Annotated in this window: 23 protein-coding genes; 11 read left to right on the top strand and 12 right to left on the bottom strand. The window is 67.7% G+C overall.

Features of this window, described 5'->3' with window-relative positions; translation table 11 throughout:
* Nucleotide 1 precedes the first annotated feature (1 nt).
* Entirely contained in the window at nt 2-1,492 is a 1,491-nt protein-coding gene (gene gatA, locus ACTIF6_RS19705; RefSeq protein ID WP_439589632.1) for an Asp-tRNA(Asn)/Glu-tRNA(Gln) amidotransferase subunit GatA, read from the bottom strand.
* The gene (gatC, locus tag ACTIF6_RS19710; protein ID WP_439589633.1) at nt 1,489-1,788 is read right to left on the bottom strand and encodes an Asp-tRNA(Asn)/Glu-tRNA(Gln) amidotransferase subunit GatC; all 300 of its coding nucleotides are present in this window, start codon (nt 1,786-1,788) and stop codon (nt 1,489-1,491) included. The genes gatA and gatC overlap by 4 nt, the downstream gene beginning before the upstream one ends.
* A gap of 272 nt (nt 1,789-2,060) precedes the next feature.
* On the opposite strand from gatC, the gene ACTIF6_RS19715 reads away from it, so the two are divergent.
* The 4 genes from ACTIF6_RS19715 to mrdA are packed head-to-tail and all read left to right on the top strand — an operon-like array spanning nt 2,061 to nt 6,597.
* Nucleotides 2,061-3,104 carry a rod shape-determining protein gene (locus tag ACTIF6_RS19715; protein WP_439518195.1) on the top strand — a complete coding sequence of 348 codons (1,044 nt, stop codon included), beginning with the start codon at nt 2,061-2,063 and terminating at the stop codon, nt 3,102-3,104.
* Between the two features lie 42 nt (nt 3,105-3,146).
* Nucleotides 3,147-4,091 carry a rod shape-determining protein MreC gene (gene mreC, locus ACTIF6_RS19720; protein ID WP_439589634.1) on the top strand — a complete coding sequence of 315 codons (945 nt, stop codon included), beginning with the start codon at nt 3,147-3,149 and terminating at the stop codon, nt 4,089-4,091.
* On the top strand, nt 4,088-4,618 hold the full coding sequence (gene mreD / locus ACTIF6_RS19725) for a rod shape-determining protein MreD (RefSeq protein WP_439589635.1): 531 nt from the start codon (nt 4,088-4,090) through the stop codon (nt 4,616-4,618). The genes mreC and mreD overlap by 4 nt, the downstream gene beginning before the upstream one ends.
* Before the next feature lie 2 nt (nt 4,619-4,620).
* Nucleotides 4,621-6,597: a penicillin-binding protein 2 gene (gene mrdA / locus ACTIF6_RS19730; protein ID WP_439589636.1), complete on the top strand. Its 1,977-nt coding sequence runs from the start codon at nt 4,621-4,623 to the stop codon at nt 6,595-6,597.
* A gap of 31 nt (nt 6,598-6,628) precedes the next feature.
* On the opposite strand, the gene ACTIF6_RS19735 is transcribed toward mrdA, so the two are convergent.
* The 4 genes from ACTIF6_RS19735 to ACTIF6_RS19750 are packed head-to-tail and all read right to left on the bottom strand — an operon-like array spanning nt 6,629 to nt 11,860.
* Nucleotides 6,629-6,928 carry a hypothetical protein gene (locus ACTIF6_RS19735; RefSeq protein ID WP_439589637.1) on the bottom strand — a complete coding sequence of 100 codons (300 nt, stop codon included), beginning with the start codon at nt 6,926-6,928 and terminating at the stop codon, nt 6,629-6,631.
* Nucleotides 6,928-8,262, bottom strand: coding sequence for a hypothetical protein (locus ACTIF6_RS19740; protein ID WP_439589638.1), 1,335 nt, complete (start codon nt 8,260-8,262; stop codon nt 6,928-6,930). Before ACTIF6_RS19740 ends, ACTIF6_RS19735 begins: the two co-directional genes overlap by 1 nt.
* Nucleotides 8,259-8,972 carry a hypothetical protein gene (locus tag ACTIF6_RS19745; protein ID WP_439589639.1) on the bottom strand — a complete coding sequence of 238 codons (714 nt, stop codon included), beginning with the start codon at nt 8,970-8,972 and terminating at the stop codon, nt 8,259-8,261. Before ACTIF6_RS19745 ends, ACTIF6_RS19740 begins: the two co-directional genes overlap by 4 nt.
* Complete coding sequence (locus tag ACTIF6_RS19750) at nt 8,969-11,860, bottom strand: VIT domain-containing protein (protein WP_439589640.1); 2,892 nt, start codon at nt 11,858-11,860, stop codon at nt 8,969-8,971. The genes ACTIF6_RS19745 and ACTIF6_RS19750 overlap by 4 nt, the downstream gene beginning before the upstream one ends.
* Nucleotides 11,861-11,987: 127 nt before the next feature.
* Here ACTIF6_RS19750 and ACTIF6_RS19755 point away from each other — a divergent pair, with 127 nt between their 5' ends.
* Nucleotides 11,988-12,971 carry a helix-turn-helix transcriptional regulator gene (locus ACTIF6_RS19755; RefSeq protein ID WP_439589641.1) on the top strand — a complete coding sequence of 328 codons (984 nt, stop codon included), beginning with the start codon at nt 11,988-11,990 and terminating at the stop codon, nt 12,969-12,971.
* Here ACTIF6_RS19755 and ACTIF6_RS19760 read toward each other — a convergent pair whose 3' ends face one another.
* Both ACTIF6_RS19760 and ACTIF6_RS19765 read right to left on the bottom strand, forming a co-directional pair.
* Nucleotides 12,972-13,466, bottom strand: coding sequence for a TspO/MBR family protein (locus ACTIF6_RS19760; protein WP_439589642.1), 495 nt, complete (start codon nt 13,464-13,466; stop codon nt 12,972-12,974).
* A gap of 58 nt (nt 13,467-13,524) precedes the next feature.
* A complete protein-coding gene (locus tag ACTIF6_RS19765; protein ID WP_439589643.1) occupies nt 13,525-14,286 on the bottom strand; it encodes a TSUP family transporter in 762 nt (253 codons plus the stop codon).
* Between the two features lie 265 nt (nt 14,287-14,551).
* Here ACTIF6_RS19765 and ACTIF6_RS19770 point away from each other — a divergent pair, with 265 nt between their 5' ends.
* Together ACTIF6_RS19770 and ACTIF6_RS19775 are read left to right on the top strand one after the other, a co-directional pair.
* Complete coding sequence (locus tag ACTIF6_RS19770; RefSeq protein WP_439589644.1) at nt 14,552-15,955, top strand: ammonium transporter; 1,404 nt, start codon at nt 14,552-14,554, stop codon at nt 15,953-15,955.
* Between the two features lies 1 nt (nt 15,956).
* Nucleotides 15,957-16,268, top strand: coding sequence for a hypothetical protein (locus ACTIF6_RS19775; protein WP_439589645.1), 312 nt, complete (start codon nt 15,957-15,959; stop codon nt 16,266-16,268).
* Here ACTIF6_RS19775 and ACTIF6_RS19780 read toward each other — a convergent pair whose 3' ends face one another.
* Genes ACTIF6_RS19780 through ACTIF6_RS19790 form a run of 3 tightly spaced genes read right to left on the bottom strand, consistent with a single transcriptional unit; the run spans nt 16,269 to nt 19,721 of the window.
* Nucleotides 16,269-17,912, bottom strand: coding sequence for a GMC family oxidoreductase (locus tag ACTIF6_RS19780; protein ID WP_439589646.1), 1,644 nt, complete (start codon nt 17,910-17,912; stop codon nt 16,269-16,271).
* Complete coding sequence (locus tag ACTIF6_RS19785) at nt 17,909-18,196, bottom strand: putative signal transducing protein (protein WP_439589647.1); 288 nt, start codon at nt 18,194-18,196, stop codon at nt 17,909-17,911. Before ACTIF6_RS19785 ends, ACTIF6_RS19780 begins: the two co-directional genes overlap by 4 nt.
* A gap of 7 nt (nt 18,197-18,203) precedes the next feature.
* Nucleotides 18,204-19,721 carry a CoA-acylating methylmalonate-semialdehyde dehydrogenase gene (locus ACTIF6_RS19790; RefSeq protein WP_439589648.1) on the bottom strand — a complete coding sequence of 506 codons (1,518 nt, stop codon included), beginning with the start codon at nt 19,719-19,721 and terminating at the stop codon, nt 18,204-18,206.
* A gap of 114 nt (nt 19,722-19,835) precedes the next feature.
* Here ACTIF6_RS19790 and ACTIF6_RS19795 point away from each other — a divergent pair, with 114 nt between their 5' ends.
* Nucleotides 19,836-20,786, top strand: a complete 951-nt coding sequence (locus ACTIF6_RS19795) for a LysR family transcriptional regulator (RefSeq protein WP_439589649.1) — start codon at nt 19,836-19,838, stop codon at nt 20,784-20,786.
* A gap of 4 nt (nt 20,787-20,790) precedes the next feature.
* On the opposite strand, the gene ACTIF6_RS19800 is transcribed toward ACTIF6_RS19795, so the two are convergent.
* Nucleotides 20,791-21,210, bottom strand: coding sequence for a hypothetical protein (locus ACTIF6_RS19800; RefSeq protein ID WP_439589650.1), 420 nt, complete (start codon nt 21,208-21,210; stop codon nt 20,791-20,793).
* A 108-nt stretch (nt 21,211-21,318) separates the two neighbouring features.
* Between ACTIF6_RS19800 and ACTIF6_RS19805 the strand changes: the two genes are divergently transcribed.
* Genes ACTIF6_RS19805 through ACTIF6_RS19815 form a run of 3 tightly spaced genes read left to right on the top strand, consistent with a single transcriptional unit; the run spans nt 21,319 to nt 24,874 of the window.
* Nucleotides 21,319-22,512, top strand: coding sequence for a helix-turn-helix transcriptional regulator (locus ACTIF6_RS19805; protein WP_439589651.1), 1,194 nt, complete (start codon nt 21,319-21,321; stop codon nt 22,510-22,512).
* Nucleotides 22,513-22,545: 33 nt separating this feature from the next.
* On the top strand, nt 22,546-23,610 hold the full coding sequence (locus ACTIF6_RS19810; protein WP_439589652.1) for a hypothetical protein: 1,065 nt from the start codon (nt 22,546-22,548) through the stop codon (nt 23,608-23,610).
* Between the two features lie 55 nt (nt 23,611-23,665).
* Entirely contained in the window at nt 23,666-24,874 is a 1,209-nt protein-coding gene (locus ACTIF6_RS19815; RefSeq protein ID WP_439589653.1) for an AI-2E family transporter, read from the top strand.
* Nucleotides 24,875-24,879: the final 5 nt, after the last annotated feature.

Genomic DNA, 24,879 nt, shown 5'->3' on the forward strand with positions numbered 1-24,879 from the left:
TTCAGTAGCCTTGCGGTGCGCGGGTGTGCCAGTCGGTCGCCTGCTGGAAAGCGTGGGCGGTCTGCAGCAGCGCGCCTTCCTGAAAGTAGTTGCCCACCAGTTGCAGGCCCACCGGCATGCCGCCAGCGCCAAAGCCGGCCGGCACGCTCATGCCGGGCAGGCCAGCCAGGCTGGTGGAGAGGGTGTAGATATCAGCGAGGTAGTTGGCCAGCGGGTCGTCGCTCTTCTCGCCGATCTTCCAGGCGACGGTGGGCGCCACCGGGCCTGCGATCACGTCGCACCGCTCAAAGGCAGACTGGAAATCCTGTGCGATCAGGCGCCGGATCTGCTGCGCCTTGAGGTAGTAAGCGTCGTAGTAACCATGGCTGAGCACGTAGGTGCCGATCATGATGCGGCGCTGCACCTCGGGCCCGAAGGCCTCGCTTCGCGACTTCTTGTACATGTCGATCAGGTCGTCGTACTTCGCGGCGCGGTGGCCGAACTTCACGCCGTCGAATCGGCTGAGGTTGGAGCTGGCCTCGGCCGGCGCAATGATGTAGTAGACCGGGATGGAGAGTTCGGTGCGGGGCAGGGAGATGTCGACCAGCGTGGCGCCCAGCTTCTCGTATTCGGCCAGCGCGGCACGCACGGTGGCGATCACGTCGCCCGCACAGCCGCCGCCGAAGAACTCCTTCGGCAGGCCGATGCGCAGACCCTGGAGCGGCAGCGCCGCACTGGCGCCCTCACGCGGCTTTCCGAGCAGTGCGCTGTAGTCCTCGGCAGGGTGATCGAGGCTGGTGGAATCGCGGTCGATGTCGGGGCCGGCCATGGCGCTGAGCAGCACGGCGCAGTCGGCGGCGCTGCGCGCCATCGGGCCGGCCTGGTCCAGGCTGGAGGCGAAGGCCACCATGCCGTAGCGTGAGCAGCGACCGTAGGTGGGCTTGATGCCGGTGATGCCGCAGAAGCTCGCGGGCTGGCGGATCGAGCCGCCGGTGTCGGTGCCGGTGGCGGCGGGCACCAGGCGGGCGGCCACGGCGGCGGCCGAGCCGCCGGACGAACCACCGGGCACACGCGCCACGTCCCAGGGGTTGTGCACCGGGCTGTAGGCGGAATTGTCGTTGCCCGAACCCATGGCGAACTCGTCGCAGTTGAGCTTGCCCAGCGAGACCGCGCCCTGCGCGCCCAGGCGTTGCACCACGGTCGCATCGAACGGGCTGCGGTAGCCCTCCAGGATCTTCGAGCCGGCAGTGGTGGGGAAGTCTTTCGTGACGAAGATGTCCTTGTGCGCCAGCGGCACGCCCAGCAGCGGCGTGCGTTCGCCGGCAGCGATGCGCGCATCGGCGGCGCGGGCCCGGGCCAGCGTGGCATCTTCGTTGAAGGCCAGGTAGGCGCCCAGCGTGGCATGCGCCTTGGCGCGGGCCAGCAGGTGCTGCGCGGCCTCGACGCTGCTGGTCTTCTTCTCGGCGATGGCGGCGGCGAGGCCGGCCACGCCCAGGGTATGCAGATCGCTCATTCGATCACCTTGGGCACGAGGAACAGGCCGCGCTCCACGGCCGGGGCGCTCTTCTGGTTGGCTTCGCGGTCGTTCGGCTCGCTGGCCACGTCCGGGCGCAGGCGCAGGGACACATGGTCAATCACTGCGGTGGGGTGGGCCAGGGGCTCCACGCCAGTGGTGTCCACCGCGTTCATCTGCTCGACGATATCGAAGAAACCGTTGAGCTGAACGCGCAGCGTCTCGCTTCGCTCATCGGAGAGCTCCAGGCGCGCCAGGTTGGCGATGCGCCCGATGTCGGACAAGGTGAGGGACATGGATGAAACGGGTTCCGGGGTCGAAGGGGGTCTGCGTTCATCGGGCGACGATCGCCCCTGAAACGACGTGTAAGCGGTCAAATTACGCCCCAATTGCGTGCAGTTGTGCACAGGGGATACGGTATTATCCAAGGTTTAACGGCGATACCCTCCGCCACCCCGTTTCCGCCTTGGAATCAACCACTTAGCACCGATGCCCGGCCCCATTTCCGGCCCCACCCCCGGCGACGAGCGCGCGAAGCCGTGCCCGTGCCCCACAGGATCCACGCACCATGTTTGAAGCTTTCCGTCGGCAATTCTCGACCGACCTGGCCATCGACCTCGGCACCGCCAACACCCTCATCTACGTGCGCAACAAGGGCATCGTGCTGGACGAACCCTCGGTGGTGTCGATCCGCCACGAAGGCGGTCCGCAGGGCAAGAAGACCATCCAGGCGGTGGGCCACGAAGCCAAGGCCATGCTGGGCAAGGTGCCCGGCAACATCGAGGCCATCCGCCCCATGAAGGATGGCGTGATCGCCGACTTCACGGTGACCGAGCAAATGCTCAAGCAGTTCATCAAGATGGTGCACCCCCGCTCGATGTTCAGGCCGAGCCCGCGCATCATCATCTGCGTGCCCTGCGGTTCCACCCAGGTCGAGCGCCGCGCCATCCGTGAATCGGCCCTGGGCGCGGGCGCTTCCGAGGTCTACCTGATCGAGGAACCGATGGCGGCCGCCATCGGTGCCGGCCTGCCGGTGTCGGACGCTTCCGGCTCCATGGTGGTCGACATCGGCGGTGGCACCACCGAAGTGGGCGTCATCAGCCTGGGCGGCATGGTCTACAAGGGCAGCGTGCGCGTGGGTGGCGACCGTTTCGACGACGCCATCATTGCCTACATCCGCCGCAACTACGGCATGCTGATCGGTGAGCCCACGGCCGAGGCCATCAAGAAACAGATCGGCTCGGCCTTCCCGGGCAGCGAAGTCAAGGAAATGGAAGTCAAGGGCCGCAACCTCTCAGAGGGCGTGCCGCGCAGCTTCACCATCTCCAGCAACGAAATCCTCGAAGCCCTCACCGACCCGCTCAACAACATCGTCTCGGCGGTCAAGATGGCGCTGGAGCACACGCCACCCGAGCTGGGCGCCGACATTGCCGAGCGCGGCATGATGCTGACCGGCGGCGGCGCGCTGCTGCGCGACCTGGACCGCCTGCTGGCCGAAGAAACCGGCCTGCCCGTGCTGGTGGCCGAAGAGCCGCTGACCTGCGTGGTACGTGGCTGTGGCATGGCGCTGGAGCGCATGGAACGCCTGGGCACGATTTTCACCAGCGAATAAGCCCGGGCCGTCCTAAGACGCGGCCAAGATACCTTACCCCCTATGCCACTTGGCACCCTGGACCGGACCCCGCCGCCCTTTTTCAAGCAGGGCCCTTCGGCCCTGTCCAAGCTCGTGGTGTTCAGCGCGGTGGCGCTGTTCCTCATGGTGGCCGACCTGCGTTTTCGCCTCACCGACCCCGTTCGTACCGCCGTGGCGGCCGTCCTCTATCCGGCGCAATGGGCGGTGCTGCAACCGGTCGAGCTGGTCTCCATGGCCGGGAATTACTTCACCTCCCTGCACGCGGCCCAGCAGGGCGAAGCCGAGGCGCTTCAGCGGCTGGCCACCCAGGCGCAGCGCAGCCTGCAGCTGGAGCAGATCACCCTGGAAAACGAACGCTTGCGCCAGTTGCTGGCCATGCGTGAGCGCACCGGCACCCAGGCCACGGGCGCGCAGGTGCTCTACGACGCGGCCGACCCCTACTCGCGCAAGATCGTGATCGACCGCGGCCAGACGCATGGCATCCAGGCCGGCTCGCCGGTCATCGATGAAAGCGGTGTCCTCGGTCAGGTCACGCGGGTTTACCCACTGGTCTCCGAGGTCACCTTGCTGATCGACCGCGACCAGGCCATCCCCGTGCTCAACGCGCGCACCGGCGTGCGCAGCGTGGCCTATGGCGAGCCTTCTGCCAGCGGCGATGGCCTGGAGCTGCGCTACACGCTGGCCAGCGCCGACATCGCCCAGGGCGACCTGCTCACCACCAGCGGCGTGGACGGGGTCTACCCGGCCGGTCTGCCGGTCGCGCGCGTCACGCTGGTGGAACGCCAGGCCGAATCGTCGTTCACGCGGGTGCGTTGTGAACCGATGGCGCGGGTGCAGGGAACGCTGCATGTGCTGGTGCTCGCGCCCGCAGGCGACGCCCTGCCGCCTTCACCCCTGGTCGAGACCACACCTGCGCGCCCGGTGCGCGGCGCGGTCCGTCCTGGCAGCCGGAGCACGGCACCATGATCATGCGCCCCGGCCAGCAGTTGCTGCTGCCCGCCAATCCCGTCTTCATCTGGTTCAGCCTGCTCAGCGCGCTGGTCTTCAACATGCTGCTGAACATGGGCCTGTTCGGACGCGCGGCATGGGTGCCGGACCTGCTGGCCGTGGTGCTGGTGTTCTGGAGCGTTCACCAGCCCCTGCGCATCGGCGTGGGCGTGGCTTTCGCCTTCGGCCTGGCCATGGACGTGCACCAGGGCGCGCTGCTCGGCCAGCACGCCCTGGCCTACACCGCACTCGGGTTCCTGGGCATTTCCATGCACCGCCGCCTGCTGTGGTTCAGCGTGCCCAACCAGGCGGTGCAGGTGCTGCCGCTGTTCGTGGCAGCGCATCTGCTCGAACTGCTGGTGCGCATGGCGGCGGGTGGCACCTTTCCAGGCGTGCTGTACCTCCTGGCACCCGCGATCGAGGCTTTGCTCTGGCCGGTGGTCAGCGTGCTGCTGCTGGCGCCACAAAGGCGTGCTCCGAATCCGGACGACAACCGTCCGCTGTAGCCATGACAGAAATACGGAACGTCGAAGCCGATCTCGCGCAGTTCCGCACGCGTGTCCTGCTGATCGGGCTGGCGGTGGTGTTCGCCTTTGGCCTGATCGGCGCGCGCATGTTCTACCTGCAGGTGACGCGCCACGACGACCTGCTCGCGCAGGCCGAGAGCAACCGCACGGCTGTGCTGCCGGTGGTGCCCAACCGGGGCCAGATCCTCGATCGCAACGGTCGCGTGCTGGCCACCAACTACTCGGCCTTCACGCTGGAGATCATCCCTTCGCGCGTGGACGACCTCGACGCCACGATCAAGGGCCTGGGTGAGCTGCTGGAAATCACACCGCGCGATGAACGTCGCTTCCGCAAGCTGGTGGAGGAGTCGCACAGCTTCGACTCGTTGCCACTGCGCACCCGCCTGACCGACGAGGAGGTGGCGCGGTTCACGGTGCAGCGCTACCGCTTTCCCGGCGTGGAGGTGCGCGCACGGTTGCTGCGCCAGTACCCCAACGGCGACGTGGCCAGCCACGTGATCGGCTACATCGGCCGCATCAACCAGCGCGAGAAGGAAGCCATTGGTGACTGGCCGGAAGAAGACCAGGCCAACTACCGGGGCACCGAGTACATCGGCAAGCTCGGTGCCGAGCAGAGCTACGAACGCGAGCTGCACGGCATCACCGGCTTCGAGCGCGTGGAGACTTCGGCCGGTGGCCGCGCGGTGCGCTCGCTGGCGCACACGCCGGCCACGCCGGGCAACACAGTGGTGCTGTCGATCGACATCCAGCTGCAGAAGCTGATCGAGGACATGTACGGCGAGCGGCGCGGGGCACTGGTGGCGATCGATCCGCGCTCGGGCGAGGTGCTGGCCTTCGTGAGCAAGCCCACGTTCGATCCCAACCTCTTCGTCGAAGGCATCGACGTGGAAAACTGGCGCGCGCTCAACGAGTCGCTCGACAAGCCCCTGCTCAACCGCGCCATGCGCGGCACCTATCCGCCGGGCTCCACCTACAAACCCTTCATGGCCTTGGGCGCGCTGGAGACCGGCACGCGCAGCGCCAGCACCATCATCAACGACCCGGGCTTCTGGATGTTCGGCGGCCACCGCTTCCGCAGCCATGGCGACGGCGGTCTGGGCGCGGTGGACATGCAACGCAGCATCGTCAAGTCCAGCAACACCTACTACTACTCGCTGGCCAACGAGATGGGCGTGGACGCCATGCACGATTTCATGAAGCCCCTGGGCTTCGGCCAGATCACCGGCATCGACCTGCGCGGTGAGGTGCGCGGCGTGCTGCCCAGCATGGCCTGGAAGCGCAACACCTACAAGCGCCCCGAGCAGCAACGCTGGTACGCGGGCGAGACCATTTCGCTGGGCATCGGCCAGGGCTACAACAGCTTCACCATGCTGCAGCTGGCGCACGCCATGGCCACGCTGGCCAACGGCGGCGTGAAGTACAAGCCGCACCTGACCATGGCCACCGAGAACGTGATCACGCGAGAGCGCACACCACTGCCCGGGCCGCCACCGGAAAACCTGGGCTTCAAGCCCGAGCACGTGCGCACCGTGATCGACGCGATGGCCGCCGTGACGACCGAAGGCACGTCCACGCGCGTTTTCGCCGGTGCCGGTTATGCCAGCGGCGGCAAGACCGGCACCGCGCAGGCCGTGACCATCGGCCAGCGCGACCGCTACGACGCGCGCAAGCTCGAGGAACACCAGCGCGACCACTCGCTCTACATCGCCTTCGCACCCACCGACCAGCCACGCGTGGCGCTCGCGCTGGTGGTGGAGAATGCCGGCTTCGGTGCCGCACACGCCGCACCCATCGCGCGCCGCGTGTTCGACTACCTGCTGCTCGACCAGTACCCCAATCCGCAGGATCTGGCCGCGGTGCGCGTGGGTCAGGCGGGTGCACCCATCGGCAAACCGCTGCGGGCGAGTGAAATGCCCTGGCCTCCCGAGTCACCGATGACGCCTGCGTCGGCACCGTAGCCAGACCACTTCGCCCGGCCCCGCTCGTCCTTCAAGGCCCCGAGCCAGCGCCCGGCGCAGCCTGCCTCCTGCGCGCCGCCTCCCGCATGGCCTCGACACGCGCTGCATCGGGTCGCTGATGTTCTTGCACCACCGCCTTGCGGCAATCCTCGTGGTAGGCCTGCGCCTGCGGCCAGCAGACACCGCCATCGCCCGCGCCAGACTCGCTCAGGCAATGCTGCAACCGCAAGGCGGCCCCCCGGTGGCAGCGCTCGAATTCGTTGGCGGTGGGCGACGCGAGCGCCAGCGGTGCCCACAGCACCACGATGCCCAGCGCAGGCAGGACTCGCATCAGTCCAGGAACTTCGGGCGCTGGTCGGCCCGCATGCGGTCGGCCGTTTCCCTGGCCTGAACCGCCTCTGCAGCCGCCTCGGTGGGCGCGTGGACCATGCGTCGATCCAGACAGGACCTGGCGGTCAGACCCGTCGGGTTGCACTGGCGTTCGGAGGCCTGGAAACACTGGTTCTGCGCAGCGCGGGCCTGTCTGTTCTCCTCGCATTCGCTGGCGAGTCCGCTCCACTGCGCGTCCCACGCCGCCACCAGCCCACGGAAAGCCTCGTTCTCGCGTTCGCGCTCACGACGAGCCTCCTCACGCGCCTCTTCGCGCTCGCGCTGGCACCGCGCGTTGCAGGGCCCGCTGTCGCTGCGTGTGAGCAGTGGGCCCAGCATGCGCGCGGGCCTGTTCGGCATGGACTTGCAGGCTGCTTCTGACGGACCGGCGGCATCGGGACAGCTCTTGCGCAGACATGCCTGCACGGGGGCCATCTCCCTGGCGCAGGTGGCCTCGGCATCGCGGCGGAACGCGTCCACCAGTTGCGCGTGCTTGCGCTGCACCGCCGGTTTATCGGTCACCTTGTCCAGCGCATCGCCGTAGCGCATGTCCGGCTTCTCGGGTTTCTCGGGCTTCTTGTCGCACCAGGCCGCCTGCGGCGAGGCTTCGCAATGGGCCTGCAACGCGCCTTCCAGATGGCCTGGGTTGGCGGATGTGCGCGGGCAAACCACGAGGTGCGTCAGTTTCACGCTTCTGCGCATCTCGTCCCTGGCCTGGGCGGGCGTCAGGTAGCTGCGTCCCTTGTCCGCGCACCAGCCGTTTTGCCCATACGCCAGATTGCCCCTGTGGTCCAGCGCGGAGCCGCCATTGATGATGAAGCGGCCCCAGTCCGGACTCCCAGGCACGTTGAAGGACACCTTGCCATCGGGCCGGGCCGGGGCGCCGGTGTCCACGTCGATCGCCAGGATGGCGCCGTTCTCACCGATGAAGAGGCCCAGCCCGTAGAGCATGAGCTCGCTGGTCCGCGCGGCCTTGCCTACAGGCGCGGGCAGCGACTCCACTTTGTAGAACTGTGTGCGCTTGTCCACAAGCAGGCGCACCCCGGTGAGAGACCACACCAGTCCGAAGTTGGCAATCGGCTCGCCCATCAGCGCCGACAGCGTCCAGCGGACCTCGAAGTTGCCGCAGATCTCGGGCACGGTCGCCGCGCCGGTGGGGAAACATTGCATCTGTGTGCGCCCACCGGTCGGGAACAGCGTGCCCTTGCCACCCACCTCCCTGGGCTGGGCCAGGGCAGCACCGGCCAGGAGGAAGGCGCACACCAGCGCCAGGCCAGCACGGAACACGCGGCTCATTCCTCGCTGGACTTGAAGCTCTCGAAGTCCTGGCGACGGGTCGAGTAGTCCCGGTCGAGGTAGAACGACGACGCCTTGTCCAGCACGGTGTTGCCCTGCCAGCGTATCTTGCAGATGGTCAGCAGGCTGCCGCGGTAGGCGGGGTGGTCGTTCTCCTTGACGTCGCAATCGCAATCGATCTCGCGCGCGCTGGAAGACTGGTTCTTCACGCGGCGGGTGGCCTTGTAGCAATCGGTGCCCTCGTCGCCCGCGTGCACCCAGGTCGACTTCACCCAGCGCCATCCACGGTCGACGACCGCCTGCTTTTCGGCAGCCACACGGGCTTCGGCCAGCGCGTTCTGCACGCTGGTGTATTGCGCCAGCGCTTCGCTGTAGTACTTGCCCTTGGTGCCATAGGTGCGCAGGTAGCGCTCGAACCGTTCATGGGCTGCCGTGTGCTGGCCCACGGCGTGCAACGCGCGGCCGTAGTGGTAGTCGAAGTTGTCGGGCATGCGCACACCCGTGGCTTCCGCGCCCTTGAGGGCCGCAGCGGCTTTGGTCCAGGCGGCCGCATCGCCCTTCTCGCCCCTGGCCATCTCGGTCGAGCCGAGCTGCAGCAGCCGGTCGGCCTCGACAGCGGGCGGCAGACCCTGCGCGGCGGCTCCGCCAGCCAGGCAGAACGCGGCCGCCAAGCCAATGAACAGGGAACGCAGGAAAAGGGTGAATGTCATGGTTTGCTCGTTTCGTCGATCGTGAATGTTCCTACGGTGACCATGTCGCCGCGCCCCGAGAGGCGCAGCACCACGTCCTCGTCCTTCTGCGCTGGCGTGCCGAAGCCGGTGGTCAGGCGCAGCATGAGGGTGGTGGCGGGTGCGACGATCTGCTGGCGATGGCCGTAGAACCTGGCGCGCACCGTGTAGGTTCCTGGCTTGGCTTTGCGCAGCGAGAACTCTTCCGGCCCGTAGCCCCCCGTGAAATCGGCAGACATGCGCCCACCTTGATAGGTAATTCGATTTCCGTAGAAGGCGGCCTCGTCGTTGGGGTCGATCACCCACAGGTCGATGTCGGTGTTGTCGGCGTCCCAGGAGAGCACCGCACGCAGGTCCAGCGGCAAGTGGCGCAGCAGGCGCGGGTCGATTGCGCGGGTCTCGATCGGTGTGCCTGCGGCCTCGGCCTGGGCGACCACGGCGTTGAGTTCTGCAAGGGCGATCAGCTCCACGCCCGGGAAGCGGCCGTTCCACGGGCGCGAGACCACCTGCCAGAGCTGGTCGACTGCGCGCTGTGGTTGACCCGCTCGCGCCTGCGCGAGACCGAGGTCGCGCCAGGACTGGGGCTCGTCGGGGCTGATCGCGAGCACCTTCTCCAACAGCGGCAGCGCGGTCTGGACTTCGCCAGCCTGCAGCAGGCGGTAGGCCAGGATGCGCAGAACGTGGCGGTTTTCCAGCTCCATCTCGGCCAGATTGGAGAGCACGCGCAGGGCCGCAGCGCGTTCACCGCGCTCGAACAGGATGTCCGCAGCATCGAGGAAAAAGGCGCTGCTGCTGGCGTACGAGGGGCGTTCGTCGAAATAGACCGCCTCCAGCGCTTCGGGCGTGGCCTCGCGCAGGCGCCGGGCATAGGGGGCGTCGGGCTGCCAGGGGCGCAGCTGGATGCTCGCCGCCGCGGCCTCCCGCCGGCTCTCGGCCGCCGGCGCCGCCATCGACATGACGGCGGCGGGCGCGGGCGCCGGAGGCGAGGAACCCACGAGGGGCGCCGCCTTCGGCTTGGGCGGTGGTGTGTCCTTGGGAAAATCCTTCTCCCACCATTGGACCTTGGACGCGAACTGCGTGGCCACACGCTCCAGATGCTGCGCGCGCGCCGCCACCTCGCGGCTGTCGGACTCGCCGCGCAGCAAGGCCCACTGCGCACGCAGCGGGGCTGGCGGCTCGATGTCGTGGCGCGCGTAGTCCTCCACGCGGTCGAGCACGATCAACGAGGTCTCACCGCTGGGCACGCGAAAGCGCAGCCCGAGCCGGCGCATCGCCGCGCGCTGGGACTCGCCTTGCGCCGCCAGCCGCGCCATGCGAAGCGCCGCCCAGCGGTGTGCCGCCACGCCATCGTGCTTCCCGGCCCGCTTGGTGGAAGCCACGCGCAGCGTGCGCGTCTGCACCGCACCGCCGGGCGCTTGCAGTCGCAACTCGATGCGCGCCTCAGGTGCGCTCAGGCGGCCGGCCACGGCCACTCGGCCCTGCTCGGGGTAGATCGAGGCAAGCTCCAGATCTTCGGCACCTTCGGCCGTGACCGAGACCACGCGCAGGGACTCGAGGGTGAGCGCCGCAAGCGCCTGGTCGGTGCGAAGGGAGCGCAGGTCCATCAGCGCCGCCCCGCTGGCCTGTGCCATTCGGCGCAACGCATTCGCGTCACTCCCGGCCACCGACATCACCGCGAAAGTGGGAACCGGCTGAGCCGGCAGCGCCTGACTCTCGATTCCGCCCCAGTTGCCCAGGCCGTCGGAAAACAGCAGCGCGATGTCCACGCCCTCGGGTGCGCGCAAGGCACCAGCGCGGGTGGCGCCGTCGTAGCGCATGGCCAACAGCCGCTCGCGCAGCGCGTCCCAACGGCCGGCCTTCACCTCGAAGCGCTCCAGTGGGCCGGCCACGTCGCGCACCGGCTGCAGCAGCACCTCCACGTCGCCCAGCTCGCGCCACCAGGCTTGCAGGAGCGCGAGTTCGCGCGCATGGTCGCGGCGGACGCCGCTGCCGGAAGCGTCCCAGACCAGGCCCACCCGCCTGGGCCGGGGCCGCTCGGCGTGCAGCGCCGCCAGCGACAGTTCGGCGTAGAAGTGGTCTTCGCCCTCGAAGCGTTGCGTAGCGACGATCGGGGCCGATGGTGGCGGCAGCGCCACACGCAGTTCCTCCCCGGTTCGGCTCCCCACGGCGGCCAGCGCGATGCGCGTGCCACCGGACTCGCCGCGCACCGGCAGGCGCTGGGCACCCAGCCGCGCCGACACCGCGCGCGGCGCAACCCCCGCCACGCGGACCGAGATGTCCAACCGGCCCGTGCGTGGCTGCGGCGCCAGCGGAAGGCGCCAGGTGACCACCCCCTCGCCGGCCACGACCTCGCCCAACTCCAGCACCACGCGCCGGCTCGCCAGTCCGGGCAGCGGGTACACGCGCAGCTTGTGATACTGGCCAGCGGTGACCTCCAGCAGCGCCGGGTCGACCCTTGCCCGCGTCACGTCCTCGAACACCTGCCGGCCTTTGACCTTCTCCACCGGCACGGCCGGCCGCAGCTCACCGTCGATGTCCAGCGCGAAGCCGGTCACGGACTGACCTTCCAGCAGCGGGAACTGCAACTCGGCCTCGAGCACGCGCGCGTTGGGGTTGTACAGCTCCAGTTCGACGCGGGTGTTCACCGAGCGACCAACGATCTCGGCCCGCACGTCCACGCGGCGCAGTTCGACCGGCAAGCGCGCCTCGGGCGTCACCCATCGGATCGGCACCATGGGCGGATCGCTCGCATGCTGTGCCCACGCCGGTGGAAGCAGCGCCGCCAGGGACACCAGCAGCGTGGAAGCGGGCCACAGGATTCGACGGAGACGCGGCGCCGGGCGGCGCGGCAAGCCAAACGGAGACACCATGGACACGTACAGGCGAAGCTGGAATCTGGTCGATACTACGAATGCACGCCCCGCCACGACATAGTGCAGATGCATCATTGACCCGCAGGAGCGGAGCTCCTTCAGCATCGCCCACAAAAAAAGCCAAATGAAGCGACCTTCACTCGGACAGGCAGACCTGAGCACACTCCTGCTGCGGCTCTACCGTCTTTCACACGAGCTCCCCATCACCGAGTTCCAGGACGCAGCCCTCAACCTGGTGCGCGAGGCCCTGCCTTTCGATTCGTCCATGTGGGGCACTGCCACGAACACGCCGCAGGGCATCGACATCCACACCATCCACCTGCACAACCAGCCCGAGGACATGCTGGCGGCCTACGAGGAGGTCAAGCACCTGGACACCGCCGCGCAAACAGCTGGCCGGCAGCCGCGCAGCACGCTCGCATTCAATGCGCGGGACTGGTTCGACGATCCCGGGCAGGCGCGGTTGCGCGAGTATGGCAAGCGCTTCGACCAGGCCAACTTCTTCATCTCCAGCGACTTCAACCCCAGCACGCAGCTCGTGCATTGGGTGACGCTGTTCCGGGCCAACGAGAACGCGCGTTGCACGGATCGGGAGAGAGAACTGCTCTCCTTGCTCGCGCCCCACGTGATGCAGGCACTCACGCTCAACCGCGTGGCACACCTCGACCGACTGGAAATGCCGGGCATCGACAGCCGAGGCAGCGCTATCTGCGACCTGCGCGGTGCGATCTACCACGCGGACGCCGCCTTCGAAGCGCTGCTGAAGGCCGAATGGGCCACCTGGAACGGCAATCGCCTCCCCGACAGCCTGCTCGAGACATTCCTGGGCGGTCATCCGCAACACCGGGGCGCGGTCACGGTCGTCTCCCATCGGCAGGAGCACGGCCTGCTCTTCCTGCGCGCCCGGCAACGGAGCCGCGTCGACGACCTCACGCCACGGGAACGGGCCGTTGCCGAGCTGGTGGCGCGGGGCAGCACCTATAAAGAGGTTGCGCAGATCCTGCAGCGCTCACCGGCCACCGTGCGCAACCAGATCCGGTCCATCTACGACAAGCTGCAGATCACCCACATCGCAGGCCTCATCGACGCGTTGCGTTCTACCAGCTGACTACAGCGCCCCCGGGTTCGCGTGCCAGATCGCCCACGTGAGCGCGCTGGCAAACCCCACCCACACGAGGTAAGGCACCAGCAAAGCGGCGGCCAGCGGCCTGACACGGCGAAAGAGCCCGATCAGGACGGCAATGAGCACGAGCAGCAGCAACACGTCGGCAAACGCCCAGGCGCCCTGGTGCCAGGCAAAGAACAGCCACGACCACAGCGCATTGACCGCCAGCTGAACAACGAACACCGCCAGCGCCGGCGTGCGCTCGCGCGATGCCGGCTCGCGCCAGACCAGCCAGGCCCCCACGCCCATCAGGACATACAACGCGGTCCACACCGGGCCGAACACGCTGGCAGGCGGTGCCCAGGCAGGCTGGTTCAGGCTGGCGTAGAACGAGGCGGCGTCTACCGAAGCGATCGCACCGATGCCGCCGGCCAGGAGGGTTGCGGCCATCCAGACGACGAGTCCGGCCACCTGGGCCGGAAGGGAACGGTGATGCATGTCGGTCTCCTTGACGGGGTCCGCCCACCATACACCGGTGGCCAGCGCGGCCGCGTCCTCAGGTCCGGATCCAGGCGTCGTAAGTGGTCTTGAGGATCAGCGCCGTGACGACGACGATGAAAACGCCGCGCACGAACCCGCTGCCGTGTTTCAGCGCCAGCCGCGTGCCCAGCAGGCTGCCCACCACGTTGGCCACCGCCATGGCCAGCACGAAGTGCCACCACACATGGCCCTTCCAGGCGAACAGCAGCAGCGCAGCCAGGTTGGACGCCGTGTTGAGCAGCTTGGCACTGGCGCTGGCGTGCAGGAAGTCGTAGCCCAGCCAGCGCACGAACAGGAAGACGAAGAAACTGCCGGTGCCTGGGCCGAAGAAACCGTCGTAGAAGCCGATGGTGGCGCCCAGGAGGCAGGCCGCCAGGGTTTCGCGCTGGCCGGTGAAGGCCGGCGCATGGTGGCGGCCGAGCTCCTTGCGCGCCAGGGTGTAGGCCAGCACCGCGATCAGGATCAGGGGCAGGGCGCGGCGCAGGAAGTCGGGCGAAATGACGGTGACCGTCCAGGCGCCCAGCATGGAGCCGGCAAACGCCACCGCCGCCGCGGGCAGCAGGGCATGCCAGGGCATCTGCACCCGGCGGGCGTATTGCAGCGTGGCCGCCGCCGTTCCCCAGACGGAGGCCCCCTTGTTCACCCCGAACAGGGTGGCCGGGTGGGTGTTGGGGAACATCGCGAACAGCGCCGGCACCAGAATGAGCCCGCCGCCACCCACGATCGAGTCCACGAATCCGGCGAAAAAAGACGCCAGCGATACAAGCAGCAGTTCCATGGGGAGGGATTGTCGTCGTACAAAAAAAAACCGACCCACAGGGGTCGGTTGAGTAAACGGGCATCTCTGGGGACGCTGAAAGATTCTTTTTAAAGGACTGGGTTGTCTCCTCGGTCCCCCGCGGTCACCAGCGCGGTGCGCTGCTTGCGAGTGCCTGCACTGTAAAGGCCTGCACCAGCCCTGTGCATCCGGGCTTTCCCTTGCTTTTTCACGCACTTGGCACGGGAAATGCACGTTGTTGCTCGTCGTTGGAAAAGGTTATCTCATGCACCACTACCGTGTTTTCGTGTGGCAGGCACTGTTTCGCCGTTTTCTGGCTGCTTGCCGCCTGTCGGGCCCGTTTTCCGGCCTGCTGCTCTGGTCAGGGCAGGTGGCGGCCGAGACGGAAACGGCGGGCACCGTGCGGGAAGTCACACTCAGCGCACCGGGGTTGGTGAACGCGGCCAGCATCCAGGGCGCCGACACCGCCTGGCTGATGGTCAGCACCGCACTGGTTCTGCTCATGACACTGCCGGGCATTGCCCTGTTTTATGGCGGCATGGTGCGCCGCTTCAATGTGATCAACACCATGGCCAGCGTGGTCGGTATTGCCGCCGTGGTCAGCGTGCTGTGGTTCGGACTGGCTTATTCCATGGCGTTCACACCGGGCGGTTCGCTGGGCGCCGTGATCGGGGGCATCGAGCGCATGGGCTTTGCCGGCATGGAGTTCCTGGGCGCCAAGGGCCAGGTGGCGGTGAGCCACATCGCGCCGCATGTGCCGGAATCGGTGTTCGCCATGTTTCAGCTCACCTTTGCCATCATCACCTGCGCGCTGGTGGTGGGTGCGCTGGTGGAGCGCATGCACTTCGGCGCGCTGCTGCTGTTCGCCGGGCTGTGGCTGCTGATGGTGTATGCACCCATCGCACACTGGGTTTGGGAACCCGGCGGCTGGCTGGCGCAACTGGGCGTGCTCGACTTCGCCGGTGGTTCGGTGGTCCACATCAACGCCGGTGCGGCAGCGCTGGTCTGCGCCTATGCGCTCGGCCCGCGCGCCGGCTATGGGCGCGAACCGTTCATACCCTTCAACCTGGGGCTGACCATGGCGGGCACCGGCCTGCTCTGGGTGGGCTGGTTCGGTTTCAACGCTGGCTCGGCGCTCACCGCCGATGGTCGCGCCGGCCTGGCGTTGCTGGTCACGCACATCGCTGCCGCTGCGGGTGCGTTGTCGTGGATGGCGGCCGAGTGGTTCGCGCGCAGGCGCGCTTCGCTGCTCGGTCTGTGCTCGGGCGTGGTCGCCGGTCTGGTCGCCATCACACCGGCAGCGGGATTCGTCTCGCCGCGCAGCGCGCTGCTCATCGGCCTGGTGGCCGGCGTGGCGTGTTACTGGGGCGCCACAACGCTGAAGCGCAAGCTGCGCGCCGACGACTCCCTGGACGTGTTCGGCGTGCACGGCGTGGGCGGGCTGGTGGGTGCGTTGCTCACGGGCGTGCTGGCCGATCCGGCCATCTCGGGCGTGGAAGCCAGCTTGGTGGCCCAGTTGGTGGGCTGCCTGGCGGTGCTGGCCTACAGCCTGGTGATGACGGCCGTGGTGCTCTGGATCACCTCGCGCTTTGCCACGCTGCGCGTGCGCGAGAGCGAAGAGCGCATGGGGCTGGACGCTTCATTGCACAACGAACAGCTGGGTCACTGACATGGCTGCCAGTGGCGACGCCTTTGCCATTGCCGCGCACATGCACGTGCTGCTGCGGCGCAAGACCGGCCGCGTGACGGACACGGAATGGATGGCGACGAACGCCGACTACGCGCGCGAGATCGTGCGGCATGCGCGTGAAAAGGCAGCCAGCGACGGCCATTCGGAACTGCTGCTCTGGGCCGACAAGCTGGAAACCGCCATCGTCGGCATGGGCGCAGCCCCGCGCAAGACCATGCTGGAGGTTGCAGCCGAGGTGCTGCGGCAGGCTCCACCACTCGAAGATCACCGCTACATCGGCCGCCTGCGTTGATCAGGCGCCCCGCGCGATCCAGCGGGCGGCCTTCTCGGCAATCATCAGTGTCGGGCTGTTGGTGTTGCCGCTGGTGATGGTGGGCATCACACCCGCATCCACCACGCGCAGGCCGGCCACCCCACGCACCCGCAGGTGGCCGTCGAGCACGGCCAGGGGGTCGTCGTCGCGACCCATCTTCGTCGTGCCGACGGGATGGAAGATCGTGCTGGCGATGTCGCCCGCCAGCCGGGCAAGTTCTTCGTCGGTCTGGTACTGCGGGCCCGGCTTGAACTCTTCGGGCTGGTACTTCGCGAGCGCCGGCTGGGCGACGATGCGCCGCGTCACGCGCAGGCTGTCGGCGGCCACGCGGCGGTCCTCGGGTGTGCTGAGGTAACACGGCGCAATGGCTGGTGCGTCGTCGGCGCTGGGCGAAGTGATGCGCACGTGGCCACGGCTGCCAGGGTTGAGGTTGCACACGCTGGCGGTGAAGGCCGGAAAGGCGTGCAGCGGTTCACCGAATGCGTCGAGGCTGAGCGGCTGGACGTGGTATTCCAGGTTCGCATAAGGCTGTTGCGGATCGCTGCGCGTGAAGGCGCCCAGCTGGCTGGGGGCCATGCTCATGGGCCCGCTGCGCCGCAAGCCGTATTCCAGGCCGATCCGTGCCTTCCCCCATAGCGAGCTGGCCAGCACGTTGAGTGTGGTCGCACCCTGCACCTTGAACACCGCGCGGATCTGGAGGTGGTCCTGCAGGTTCTCACCCACGCCGGGCAGTTCATGCTGCACCTCGATGCCGTGCTGACGCAGCACCGCCCCCGGGCCGATGCCCGAGCGCTGAAGGATGGCGGGCGAGCCAATGCTGCCCGCACTGAGCACCACCTCCTGCGCCGCGCACACCGACACGCGCTGTCCACCGCGCCGCAATTCGGCACCCACACAACGCCATGCGCCGCTGGCATCGCGCGCCAACACCAGTTTCTCGGTCAGGGTCTCGGTCCACACCGTGAGGTTGGACCGGTGCTGCACGGGCCGCAGGAAGGCCTTGGACGCGTTCCAGCGCCAACCTGCTTTCTGGTTCACCTCGAAGTAACCCACGCCCTCGTTGTCGCCGCTGTTGAAGTCGGCTGTGGCAGGCACGCCGGCCTGCTGCGCGGCCTGCGCGAATGCATCGAGGATGTCCCAGCGCAGGCGCTGCTTCTCGATGCGCCATTCGCCGCCATGGCCATGCAGCTTCGCAAAGGCCGGGTCCTGTGCGGCATCGAGCCGGTGGTGGTTCTCGTGCGCCTTGAAGTCCGGCAGGCAGGCGTCCCAGCGCCAGTCGGCGTCACCCGTGAGCTCGGCCCACTGGTCGTAGTCGCGTGCCTGGCCGCGCATGTAGATCATGCCGTTGATGCTGGAGCAGCCGCCCAGCGTCTTGCCGCGCGGATAACGCAGGCGCCGGCCATTCAGCCCGGGGTCCGGCTCGGTCTGGTAGAGCCAGTCGGTGCGGGGGTTGCCGATGCAGTAGAGGTAACCCACCGGAATGTGGATCCAGTGGTAGTCGTCCTTGCGCCCGGCTTCCACGAGCAGCACGCGTTTGGTGGCGTCGGCCGAAAGTCGGTTGGCCAGCAGGCAACCGGCGGTGCCAGCGCCGATGACAATGAAATCAAAGGTGGTGTCGCTCATGGTGCTTCGGGATCTGAGTCGTCGAGTGCGAAATCGCCGCGCTGAAAAGCCTCCACCACCGTCTGGGCTTCGGCAAACCGGTGCTCGGGCACCATCACCCTCACCGGAATGGCGCCGGCCAGCAACGTGTGGGTCTGCACGAGATGCGCATCGGCCACGGCAGCGGGCACACCGCCCGCCTGCAACACCCCGCGCAACAGGAACGCTTCGGTGGGACTGAAGAACGTCACCAGCGTTTTCCAGTCGCCCCATGCGGGGTCGTAGTCGCTGTTCCCATCGGCCATCGCAGCGTCACTTCGCCGTGGGCATCACGAATTCCGCGCCCTTGCCGATCGATTCTGGCCAGCGCTGCATGATGCTCTTCTGCTTCGTATAGAAGCGCACGCCTTCTTCGCCGTAGGCATGCATGTCGCCAAACAGGCTCTTCTTCCAGCCGCCGAAGCCGTGCCAGGCCATGGGCACGGGGATGGGCACGTTGATGCCGACCATGCCGACCTGGATGCGGCGCGCAAACTCGCGCGCCACGTTGCCGTCGCGCGTGAAGCAGGAAACGCCGTTGCCAAATTCGTGGTCGTTGATGATCTGCACGGCCTGCGCAAAGTCGGGCACACGCACGCAACTGAGCACGGGGCCGAAGATCTCCTCCTTGTAGATCTTCATGTCGGTGGTGACGTGGTCGAACAGCGTGCCGCCCATCCAGAACCCTTGCTCGCAGCCCACGCCGGCCTTCGAGGCATCGAAGCCACGGCCATCCACCAGCAGCTCCGCGCCTTCCCTGGAGCCAGCTTCGATGTAGCCGGTGATGCGCTGGTGCGCTGCCGCTGTGACGATAGGCCCCATCTCGGCGGCCAGGTTGGTGCCGTTGAGCACCTGCAGCGTCTTCGTGCGTTCGATCAGCTTGGGCATGATGCGTTCGGCCACGTCGCCCACCAGCACCGCCACGCTGATGGCCATGCAGCGCTCGCCGGCCGAGCCGTAGGCCGAGCCGATCAGCGCGTCCACCGCCTGATCGAGGTCGGCGTCGGGCATCACCACCATGTGGTTCTTCGCGCCGCCCAGGGCCTGCACTCGCTTGCCGTGGTGGGCGCCGGTCTCGTAGATGTAATTCGCGATCGGCGTGGAGCCGACGAAGCTGATGGCCTTCACATCGGGGTGCACCAGCAGTGCGTCCACCGCTTCCTTGTCGCCCTGCACCACGTTGAACACGCCATCGGGCAGGCCGGCCTTCTTCAGCAGTTCGCCCATGAACAACGCGGGAGACGGGTCGATCGGGCTGGGCTTGAGGATGAAGGTGTTGCCCGCGGCAATGGCCACCGGGAACATCCACATGGGCACCATCACCGGGAAGTTGAACGGCGTGATGCCGGCCACCACGCCCAGGGGCTGGCGCAGCGTCCAGTTGTCCATGCCGGTGGAGACCTGGTCGGTGAAATCGCCCTTGAGCAGTTGCGGAATGCCGCAGGCGAATTCGATGATGTCGATGCCGCGCGAGACCTCCCCCTGCGCGTCGGTGAACACCTTGCCGTGCTCGGCGGTGATCATGCGCGCAAGGTCGTCCTTGTGCTGGTTCACGAGCTCGAGGAACTTGAACAGCACGCGCGCGCGGCGGATCGGTGGCGTGTCGGCCCAGGCCGGGAAGGCGGCTTGCGCAGCGGCCACGGCAGCGCCCACATCGGCGCCATTCGCCAGCGCGACCTTGCCGGTAACAGCGCCGGTGGCGGGGTTGAAGACATCCTGTCTGCGCGAAGACTGGCCGGCCGTGACGCCGCCCTGGATGAAGTGGTCGATGGAAGAGGGTGCAGTGGCCATGGCAGTCTCGCGGATGGAGCGTTCGACGAAAGGATGGCCAGTTTAGGCAGCGCAACCGCGCTCGCCTAGTGCCTGTGCTTGAACTGATTGTTCAATTTGATGAACAATACCGACATGATCGACAAAAAAATCGAAGGCCTCTGGGCACACCTGCACTGGCTCACCGTGCTGGCACAGCAAGGCAGCTACACCGCAGCTGCGCAGCGGCTGGGTGTGAGCAAGGCGGCCATGAGCCAGCGCGTCTCCGAGCTGGAGCGTGCCGCGGGCGTGCCCTTGGTGCAGCGCACCACGCGCAGCGTGCGCCTGACCGAAGCGGGCCAGCAACTGGTGGAGGGCCTGCGCGAACCGTTCGAGCGCATTGCACAAAGCTTCTCCAGCGTGCGCGACCTCGCCGATGAGCCGGCCGGTCTCGTGCGGGTCACTGCGCCCGTGGCCTTTGCACGCCAGCAGCTGGTACCCCGTGTGGCCGAGTTCCTGCGCGCGCATCCCCAGGTGCGGCTCGAACTCGACCTGTCGGATCGCCTGAACGCGCTGGCCACCGAGGGTTTCGACCTCGCCATCCGGCACACGGCGTCGCCGCCCGACACGCACGTCGCCTGGCCGCTGTGCCACACGCGCTCGGTACTGGTGGCCAGCCGCGACTACCTGCGTCGCAGGGGATCGCCCGGCTCCCCGCTGGATCTGGCACAGCACGATTGCCTGCACTACCCCCGCGCGCAAGACACGCCGGCCTGGCACTTCATGCCGCCTGAAGGCCGCCGCAAGGCACCCCGCCAGCGCGTCACCGTGCCGGTGTCCGGCCCGTTCTGCGCCAACAACAGCGAGGCGTTGCGCGACGCCGCCATGACCGGCCTGGGCATTGCACTGCTGCCCGACTTCAGCGCGCAGGCGGCACTGCAGTCGGGCAAGCTGGTCGAGGTCCTGCCGGACTGGGACTCGGTGGGCACCTTCAGCACGCAGATCTACGCCATTCGCCCCTACGCCAGCCACGTGCCGCGCGCGGTGTCGGCGTTCGTGGCGTGGCTGCGGGTGGTGTGGGCGGAAGGGTTCGGGGTGCGGGCCTGAGCCCTCAGCCCTGCAACATCTTCTCCGCCCGCGCGTAGCTGTACGCCTGGTACAGCGTGTACAGGCCTCCCACCAGGAAAGGCAGGCCAACAATCAGGAAGCTCAGCGGGATGCCGAGCACCACCAGGATGCCGCCGATCACATAACCCGGCCAGGCGGTGGTGGCGTAGACGGCGCGCGTCTGGTCGTTTCGCAAGGCCAGCGCACGGAAGGTGCCGTTCTTGAGGCGACCCGCCAGTGTGACGCGCTCGCCATCGCGCAGGTCGGGCATGTCCTTGAGCTTGATCTGCGCGGAACGCTCGTCGACCCGGAAGGCCATCACCTGGCCGGTCTGGACCGATCCCCCGTTCTTGCCGATCTGGCCCACGGTTTCGGTGGAATGGCGAATGCCGCTGACGGTGCCGGACAGGGTGGTCAAGGCCATGGGCTGCTCCTGAATGGAAATGGAAAGAAAGAGGGCGGAAACGCTGGCGGGCATCGCCAAGACGCTCCAGAATGCGGATCAGTACCAAGCGTAAAAAAGTACCGCGCCGTGCGCATCTCCCAAATGGGAGCGCTGCACGCCCTGCCACCTCACGCCATCCCATCGCCCATGCGTGCCGATCTGGAAGAGTCGCTGACGGACACCGTGTACCGCACGGTGTTCGAGCCCCAAGCCTGGGCCGATGCCATGCGGCTGGCGGCCGATGCGTTTCCCTCGAACGGGCAGACCTTCTACTTTCTGGACAAGCCCACCGGGCGCATCCGGCCCGTGGCGCTCGAAGGCATCGCGCCACGCTGGCTCTCTGAGTTCGAGGCGCTGTACTTCGCGCCCGACAACCCCTGGATCGAACTCAGCGAGCGCCTGCACCGCCCGGGCGTGGTGCGCACCAACGAACGCCTGCACACCTTCCTGCGCGGCGACGAGGCCCTCTACCGCTCGGCCTACTACAACGAGTGGATGCGCCCGCAGGACTTCCGCTACACGCTGGGCAACACGCTGCTGGCCGAGGAAGGCGTGGTGGCCAACGTCACACTGCTGCGAGCCCCCGACATGCCCACCTTCGACCGCAGCGAAGTGGCCGCCTTCGAACGCCTGAGCCGCCACATGACGCGCGCGCTGCGCATGGCGGTGCGGCTCGAACGCTCAGAGGTCTCCCGACTGGAGATGTCGGCGCTCGACGGCCTTCGCCACGGCGTGGCGCTGGTCGATGCGGATCTGCGCGTCGTCCATGCGAACCGTGCCATGGAAGCGCTGCTGCGGGACGGCAGCGGCCTTGGCTTGCGCGATGGCAGGCTCTTCACCGCCTCCTTTCAGGCGCAATCGCATCTGCGCGCCCTGGTGGCGGAGGCGTTATCGCCCCTGAATCCCGCCTCGAGCAGCAAGCCCTCCCTCCCGCTGAGCCAAGGGACCTCCACCCTGAATCTGCAGGCCACGCCGGCCAGAGGCGCAGCGGGCAGGTACCTTCCCGGCAAGCCACTGGCCCTGCTTACCGTCACACACACAGACACCAACGACCCCTTCGCGCCAAGTCTTTTGCGGCAGGACTATGGCTGCACGCCCGCAGAAGCGCGATTGGTGATCGGCCTGCTCAAGGGCTTGAACCTGCGGGCTGCCGCCCAAGCTGCCGGGACCACTTACGAGTCGGCCCGTACCACCCTCAAACGGGTCTTCATGAAGGTGGGCGTGCAAAGCCAGTCGCAACTGATTTCGCGTGTGCTGCGCGACCTGTCCGCGCAGCGCTGAGGGCTCATCCGCCGACCACTTCGTGTCTTGTCCATGAACCCTCTCGAATTGATTGGCGCCCTGTCTGCGCTGCCGGCCGACACCCGGCAGGACTGGCTGGTCGCGGCGGCCGTGGTGGTGGTACTGATGGTGCTGGTGTTGTGGCTCGAACACCGCCTCTTGCGCGCACAGGGCAAGGCGGGAAGCTGGCTGGTGGTGCGTATCGCTTCGCTGGTGGCGGGCCCCCTCGCCGCCCTGGCGGTTGTGGTGCCGGCGCGATCGGTGTCGGGCATGGAGGGCCTGGCGGTGTTCTATGCGTTGCTCTTCACCGTGGCGCCGCTGATCTGGCTGGGCATCCACCTCGGCCTGGGCCGCCTTCTCAGGCCCGCCCTTACAGCGGGCGAGGGGCTGGCGCTGTCGTTCAGCGGGCTGTTGCTGCTCGGCCTGCCGGCGCTGGCGATCTACCAGGCGCTGGACCCGCTGGAGAAAGCCGCTCGCCACCTGCAGGACAACCCACGCGACCCCGGACCGCCCCAGGCGCTGGCCCACGCGGTGCAACCGGTGCACCGGTTCCAGCTTTCGCTGGCGGGCGAGGTCTTTGCCCAATCCTTGCACGCGCCTCCAGGCCTGCGGCTGGTGCGCGTGGACGAACGGGTGGGCGAGCGCTGGGAAGACATGACAGGCCGCGACCATCCGCGCTACTGCCTGAACGGCGCGGACCTGCACCTGCTGTGGTCGGCGCGCGAAGGCCTGCCGCACCTGCGCCTGCACTGGATCGACGTCGATGGCCGGCGTGGTTTGGCCGAGCATCGGCCGAACCTGACCAGCGCGCAAGGCGCGGACTTCAAGACCACGTTCCGCCCCGATGGCTTCGAGCTGACCGTGCCGGTGCCACGCACCCGGGTTCACTTTGCGCTTCATCGCAACGCCGCAGGCGCGCCGAACTACCTGGCCATGGGCAACATGGTGCAGGAAGGCGAGCGCCACGATGGCTGCGTGATGCCGGACTACCGGCGCGCGAAGGCCGCCCAGGAGGGTCCGGTGATGGCGGTGATGATCGTGTTCCGACGCCCCGGCGACATGCCTTCGCTGGAGAGCTTCGTGCGCGAAGGGCCTTGACCCGGCTGTCGGCGCCTGTCGCATACTTGGTGCGACTTCCACTTCCGGTCGAGCCATGAACTCTCCCATCCAGGATCCGCCAGCCCCCCCGCCCGCCGTCGTCCCCGTCGCACCGCCGCCCGTGACTGCGGTATCGGGCTCGCTGATGCTGCGCGTGCTGCTGGGCGCCGTCACCGCGGCCTTCATCTGGATCCTGCTGCCGTTCTACGGCACGGTGCTCTGGGGCGTGATCATCGCGCTGCTGTTCGCACCCTTGAACCGTTGGTTGCTCCCGCGCATGAAGGACCGGCGCAACCTGGCTGCGCTGACCACCATGCTTGCCGCCGTGGTGGTGGTGATCCTGCCCACGGTGCTGGTGGCCGCCTCGCTGGCGCGCGAGGTGGCCGAGCTCTACGCCCGCATCGACTCGGGTGAGCTCAAGCCGGCTCAGACGATGCGCAGTGTGTTCAACGCCTTGCCCGACTGGCTCACCGACCTGCTCGCGCGCTTCGGCCTGGGCAACTTCGATCTCATCGTTCGAAAACTCACACAGGCACTCAACCAGGGCGGCCAGCTCATCGCCGCGCAGACCTTCAACTTTGGACAGGACGTGCTGAGCCTGGTGGTCAGCCTGTTCATCGCGGTCTACCTCGCTTTCTTCCTGGTGCGCGACGGGAAATCCATCGTGGCGGCCATCCGCACGGCCATCCCGCTGCCTCCGGACGACAAGCAGGCGTTGCTGAAGCAGTTCGGCACGGTGTTGCGCGCCACCGTGAAGGGCAACCTGGTGGTGGCGCTGGTGCAGGGCGCGCTGGGCGGGCTGGCGTTCTGGGTGCTGGGCGTGAACGCTGCCCTGCTGTGGGCGGTGCTGATGGCCTTGCTCTCCCTGCTGCCGGCCGTGGGTGCGGGCCTGGTGTGGGGGCCGGTGGCGATCTGGATGTTCGCCATGGGCGAGACCTGGCAGGCCATGGCGCTCGTGGTGTATGGCGTGCTGGTGATCGGCATGGTCGACAACGTGTTGAGGCCGGTGCTGGTGGGCAAGGACACCGGCATGCCCGACTACCTGGTGCTGATCAGCACCATCGGTGGTATCGCCGTGATGGGCATCAATGGCTTCGTGGTCGGCCCCGTCATCGCGGCGATGTTCGTGGCGGTCTGGGGCATCCACACCACGACCCGTGCACGCGTCGCGGCGGCGGCAGCGGCCACAGCGGCCGCCGCTGCCGAAGCGGAGGCCTCCACGTCGCCTTCGGTCGCGACCAGCGACCCCACCCCCCGTCCCTGACCCGG

Source organism: Hydrogenophaga sp., assembly GCF_051860785.1.
In the GTDB taxonomy this organism is placed as follows: domain Bacteria; phylum Pseudomonadota; class Gammaproteobacteria; order Burkholderiales; family Burkholderiaceae_C; genus Hydrogenophaga.

Coding starts and splice junctions, on each gene's coding strand:
- mreD (WP_439589635.1), top strand. CDS start 4,088: ATGATCATGCGCCCCGGCCAGCAGTTGCTGCTGCCCGCCAATCCCGTC.
- ACTIF6_RS19800 (WP_439589650.1), bottom strand. CDS start 21,210: ATGGCCTTGACCACCCTGTCCGGCACCGTCAGCGGCATTCGCCATTCC.
- ACTIF6_RS19775 (WP_439589645.1), top strand. CDS start 15,957: ATGGCTGCCAGTGGCGACGCCTTTGCCATTGCCGCGCACATGCACGTG.
- mreC (WP_439589634.1), top strand. CDS start 3,147: ATGCCACTTGGCACCCTGGACCGGACCCCGCCGCCCTTTTTCAAGCAG.
- ACTIF6_RS19755 (WP_439589641.1), top strand. CDS start 11,988: ATGAAGCGACCTTCACTCGGACAGGCAGACCTGAGCACACTCCTGCTG.
- ACTIF6_RS19740 (WP_439589638.1), bottom strand. CDS start 8,262: ATGAGCCGCGTGTTCCGTGCTGGCCTGGCGCTGGTGTGCGCCTTCCTC.
- ACTIF6_RS19815 (WP_439589653.1), top strand. CDS start 23,666: ATGAACTCTCCCATCCAGGATCCGCCAGCCCCCCCGCCCGCCGTCGTC.
- ACTIF6_RS19750 (WP_439589640.1), bottom strand. CDS start 11,860: ATGGTGTCTCCGTTTGGCTTGCCGCGCCGCCCGGCGCCGCGTCTCCGT.
- ACTIF6_RS19795 (WP_439589649.1), top strand. CDS start 19,836: ATGATCGACAAAAAAATCGAAGGCCTCTGGGCACACCTGCACTGGCTC.
- gatA (WP_439589632.1), bottom strand. CDS start 1,492: ATGAGCGATCTGCATACCCTGGGCGTGGCCGGCCTCGCCGCCGCCATC.
- ACTIF6_RS19715 (WP_439518195.1), top strand. CDS start 2,061: ATGTTTGAAGCTTTCCGTCGGCAATTCTCGACCGACCTGGCCATCGAC.
- ACTIF6_RS19735 (WP_439589637.1), bottom strand. CDS start 6,928: ATGCGAGTCCTGCCTGCGCTGGGCATCGTGGTGCTGTGGGCACCGCTG.
- mrdA (WP_439589636.1), top strand. CDS start 4,621: ATGACAGAAATACGGAACGTCGAAGCCGATCTCGCGCAGTTCCGCACG.
- ACTIF6_RS19745 (WP_439589639.1), bottom strand. CDS start 8,972: ATGACATTCACCCTTTTCCTGCGTTCCCTGTTCATTGGCTTGGCGGCC.
- gatC (WP_439589633.1), bottom strand. CDS start 1,788: ATGTCCCTCACCTTGTCCGACATCGGGCGCATCGCCAACCTGGCGCGC.
- ACTIF6_RS19810 (WP_439589652.1), top strand. CDS start 22,546: ATGAACCCTCTCGAATTGATTGGCGCCCTGTCTGCGCTGCCGGCCGAC.
- ACTIF6_RS19785 (WP_439589647.1), bottom strand. CDS start 18,196: ATGGCCGATGGGAACAGCGACTACGACCCCGCATGGGGCGACTGGAAA.
- ACTIF6_RS19790 (WP_439589648.1), bottom strand. CDS start 19,721: ATGGCCACTGCACCCTCTTCCATCGACCACTTCATCCAGGGCGGCGTC.
- ACTIF6_RS19765 (WP_439589643.1), bottom strand. CDS start 14,286: ATGGAACTGCTGCTTGTATCGCTGGCGTCTTTTTTCGCCGGATTCGTG.
- ACTIF6_RS19780 (WP_439589646.1), bottom strand. CDS start 17,912: ATGAGCGACACCACCTTTGATTTCATTGTCATCGGCGCTGGCACCGCC.
- ACTIF6_RS19770 (WP_439589644.1), top strand. CDS start 14,552: ATGCACCACTACCGTGTTTTCGTGTGGCAGGCACTGTTTCGCCGTTTT.
- ACTIF6_RS19760 (WP_439589642.1), bottom strand. CDS start 13,466: ATGCATCACCGTTCCCTTCCGGCCCAGGTGGCCGGACTCGTCGTCTGG.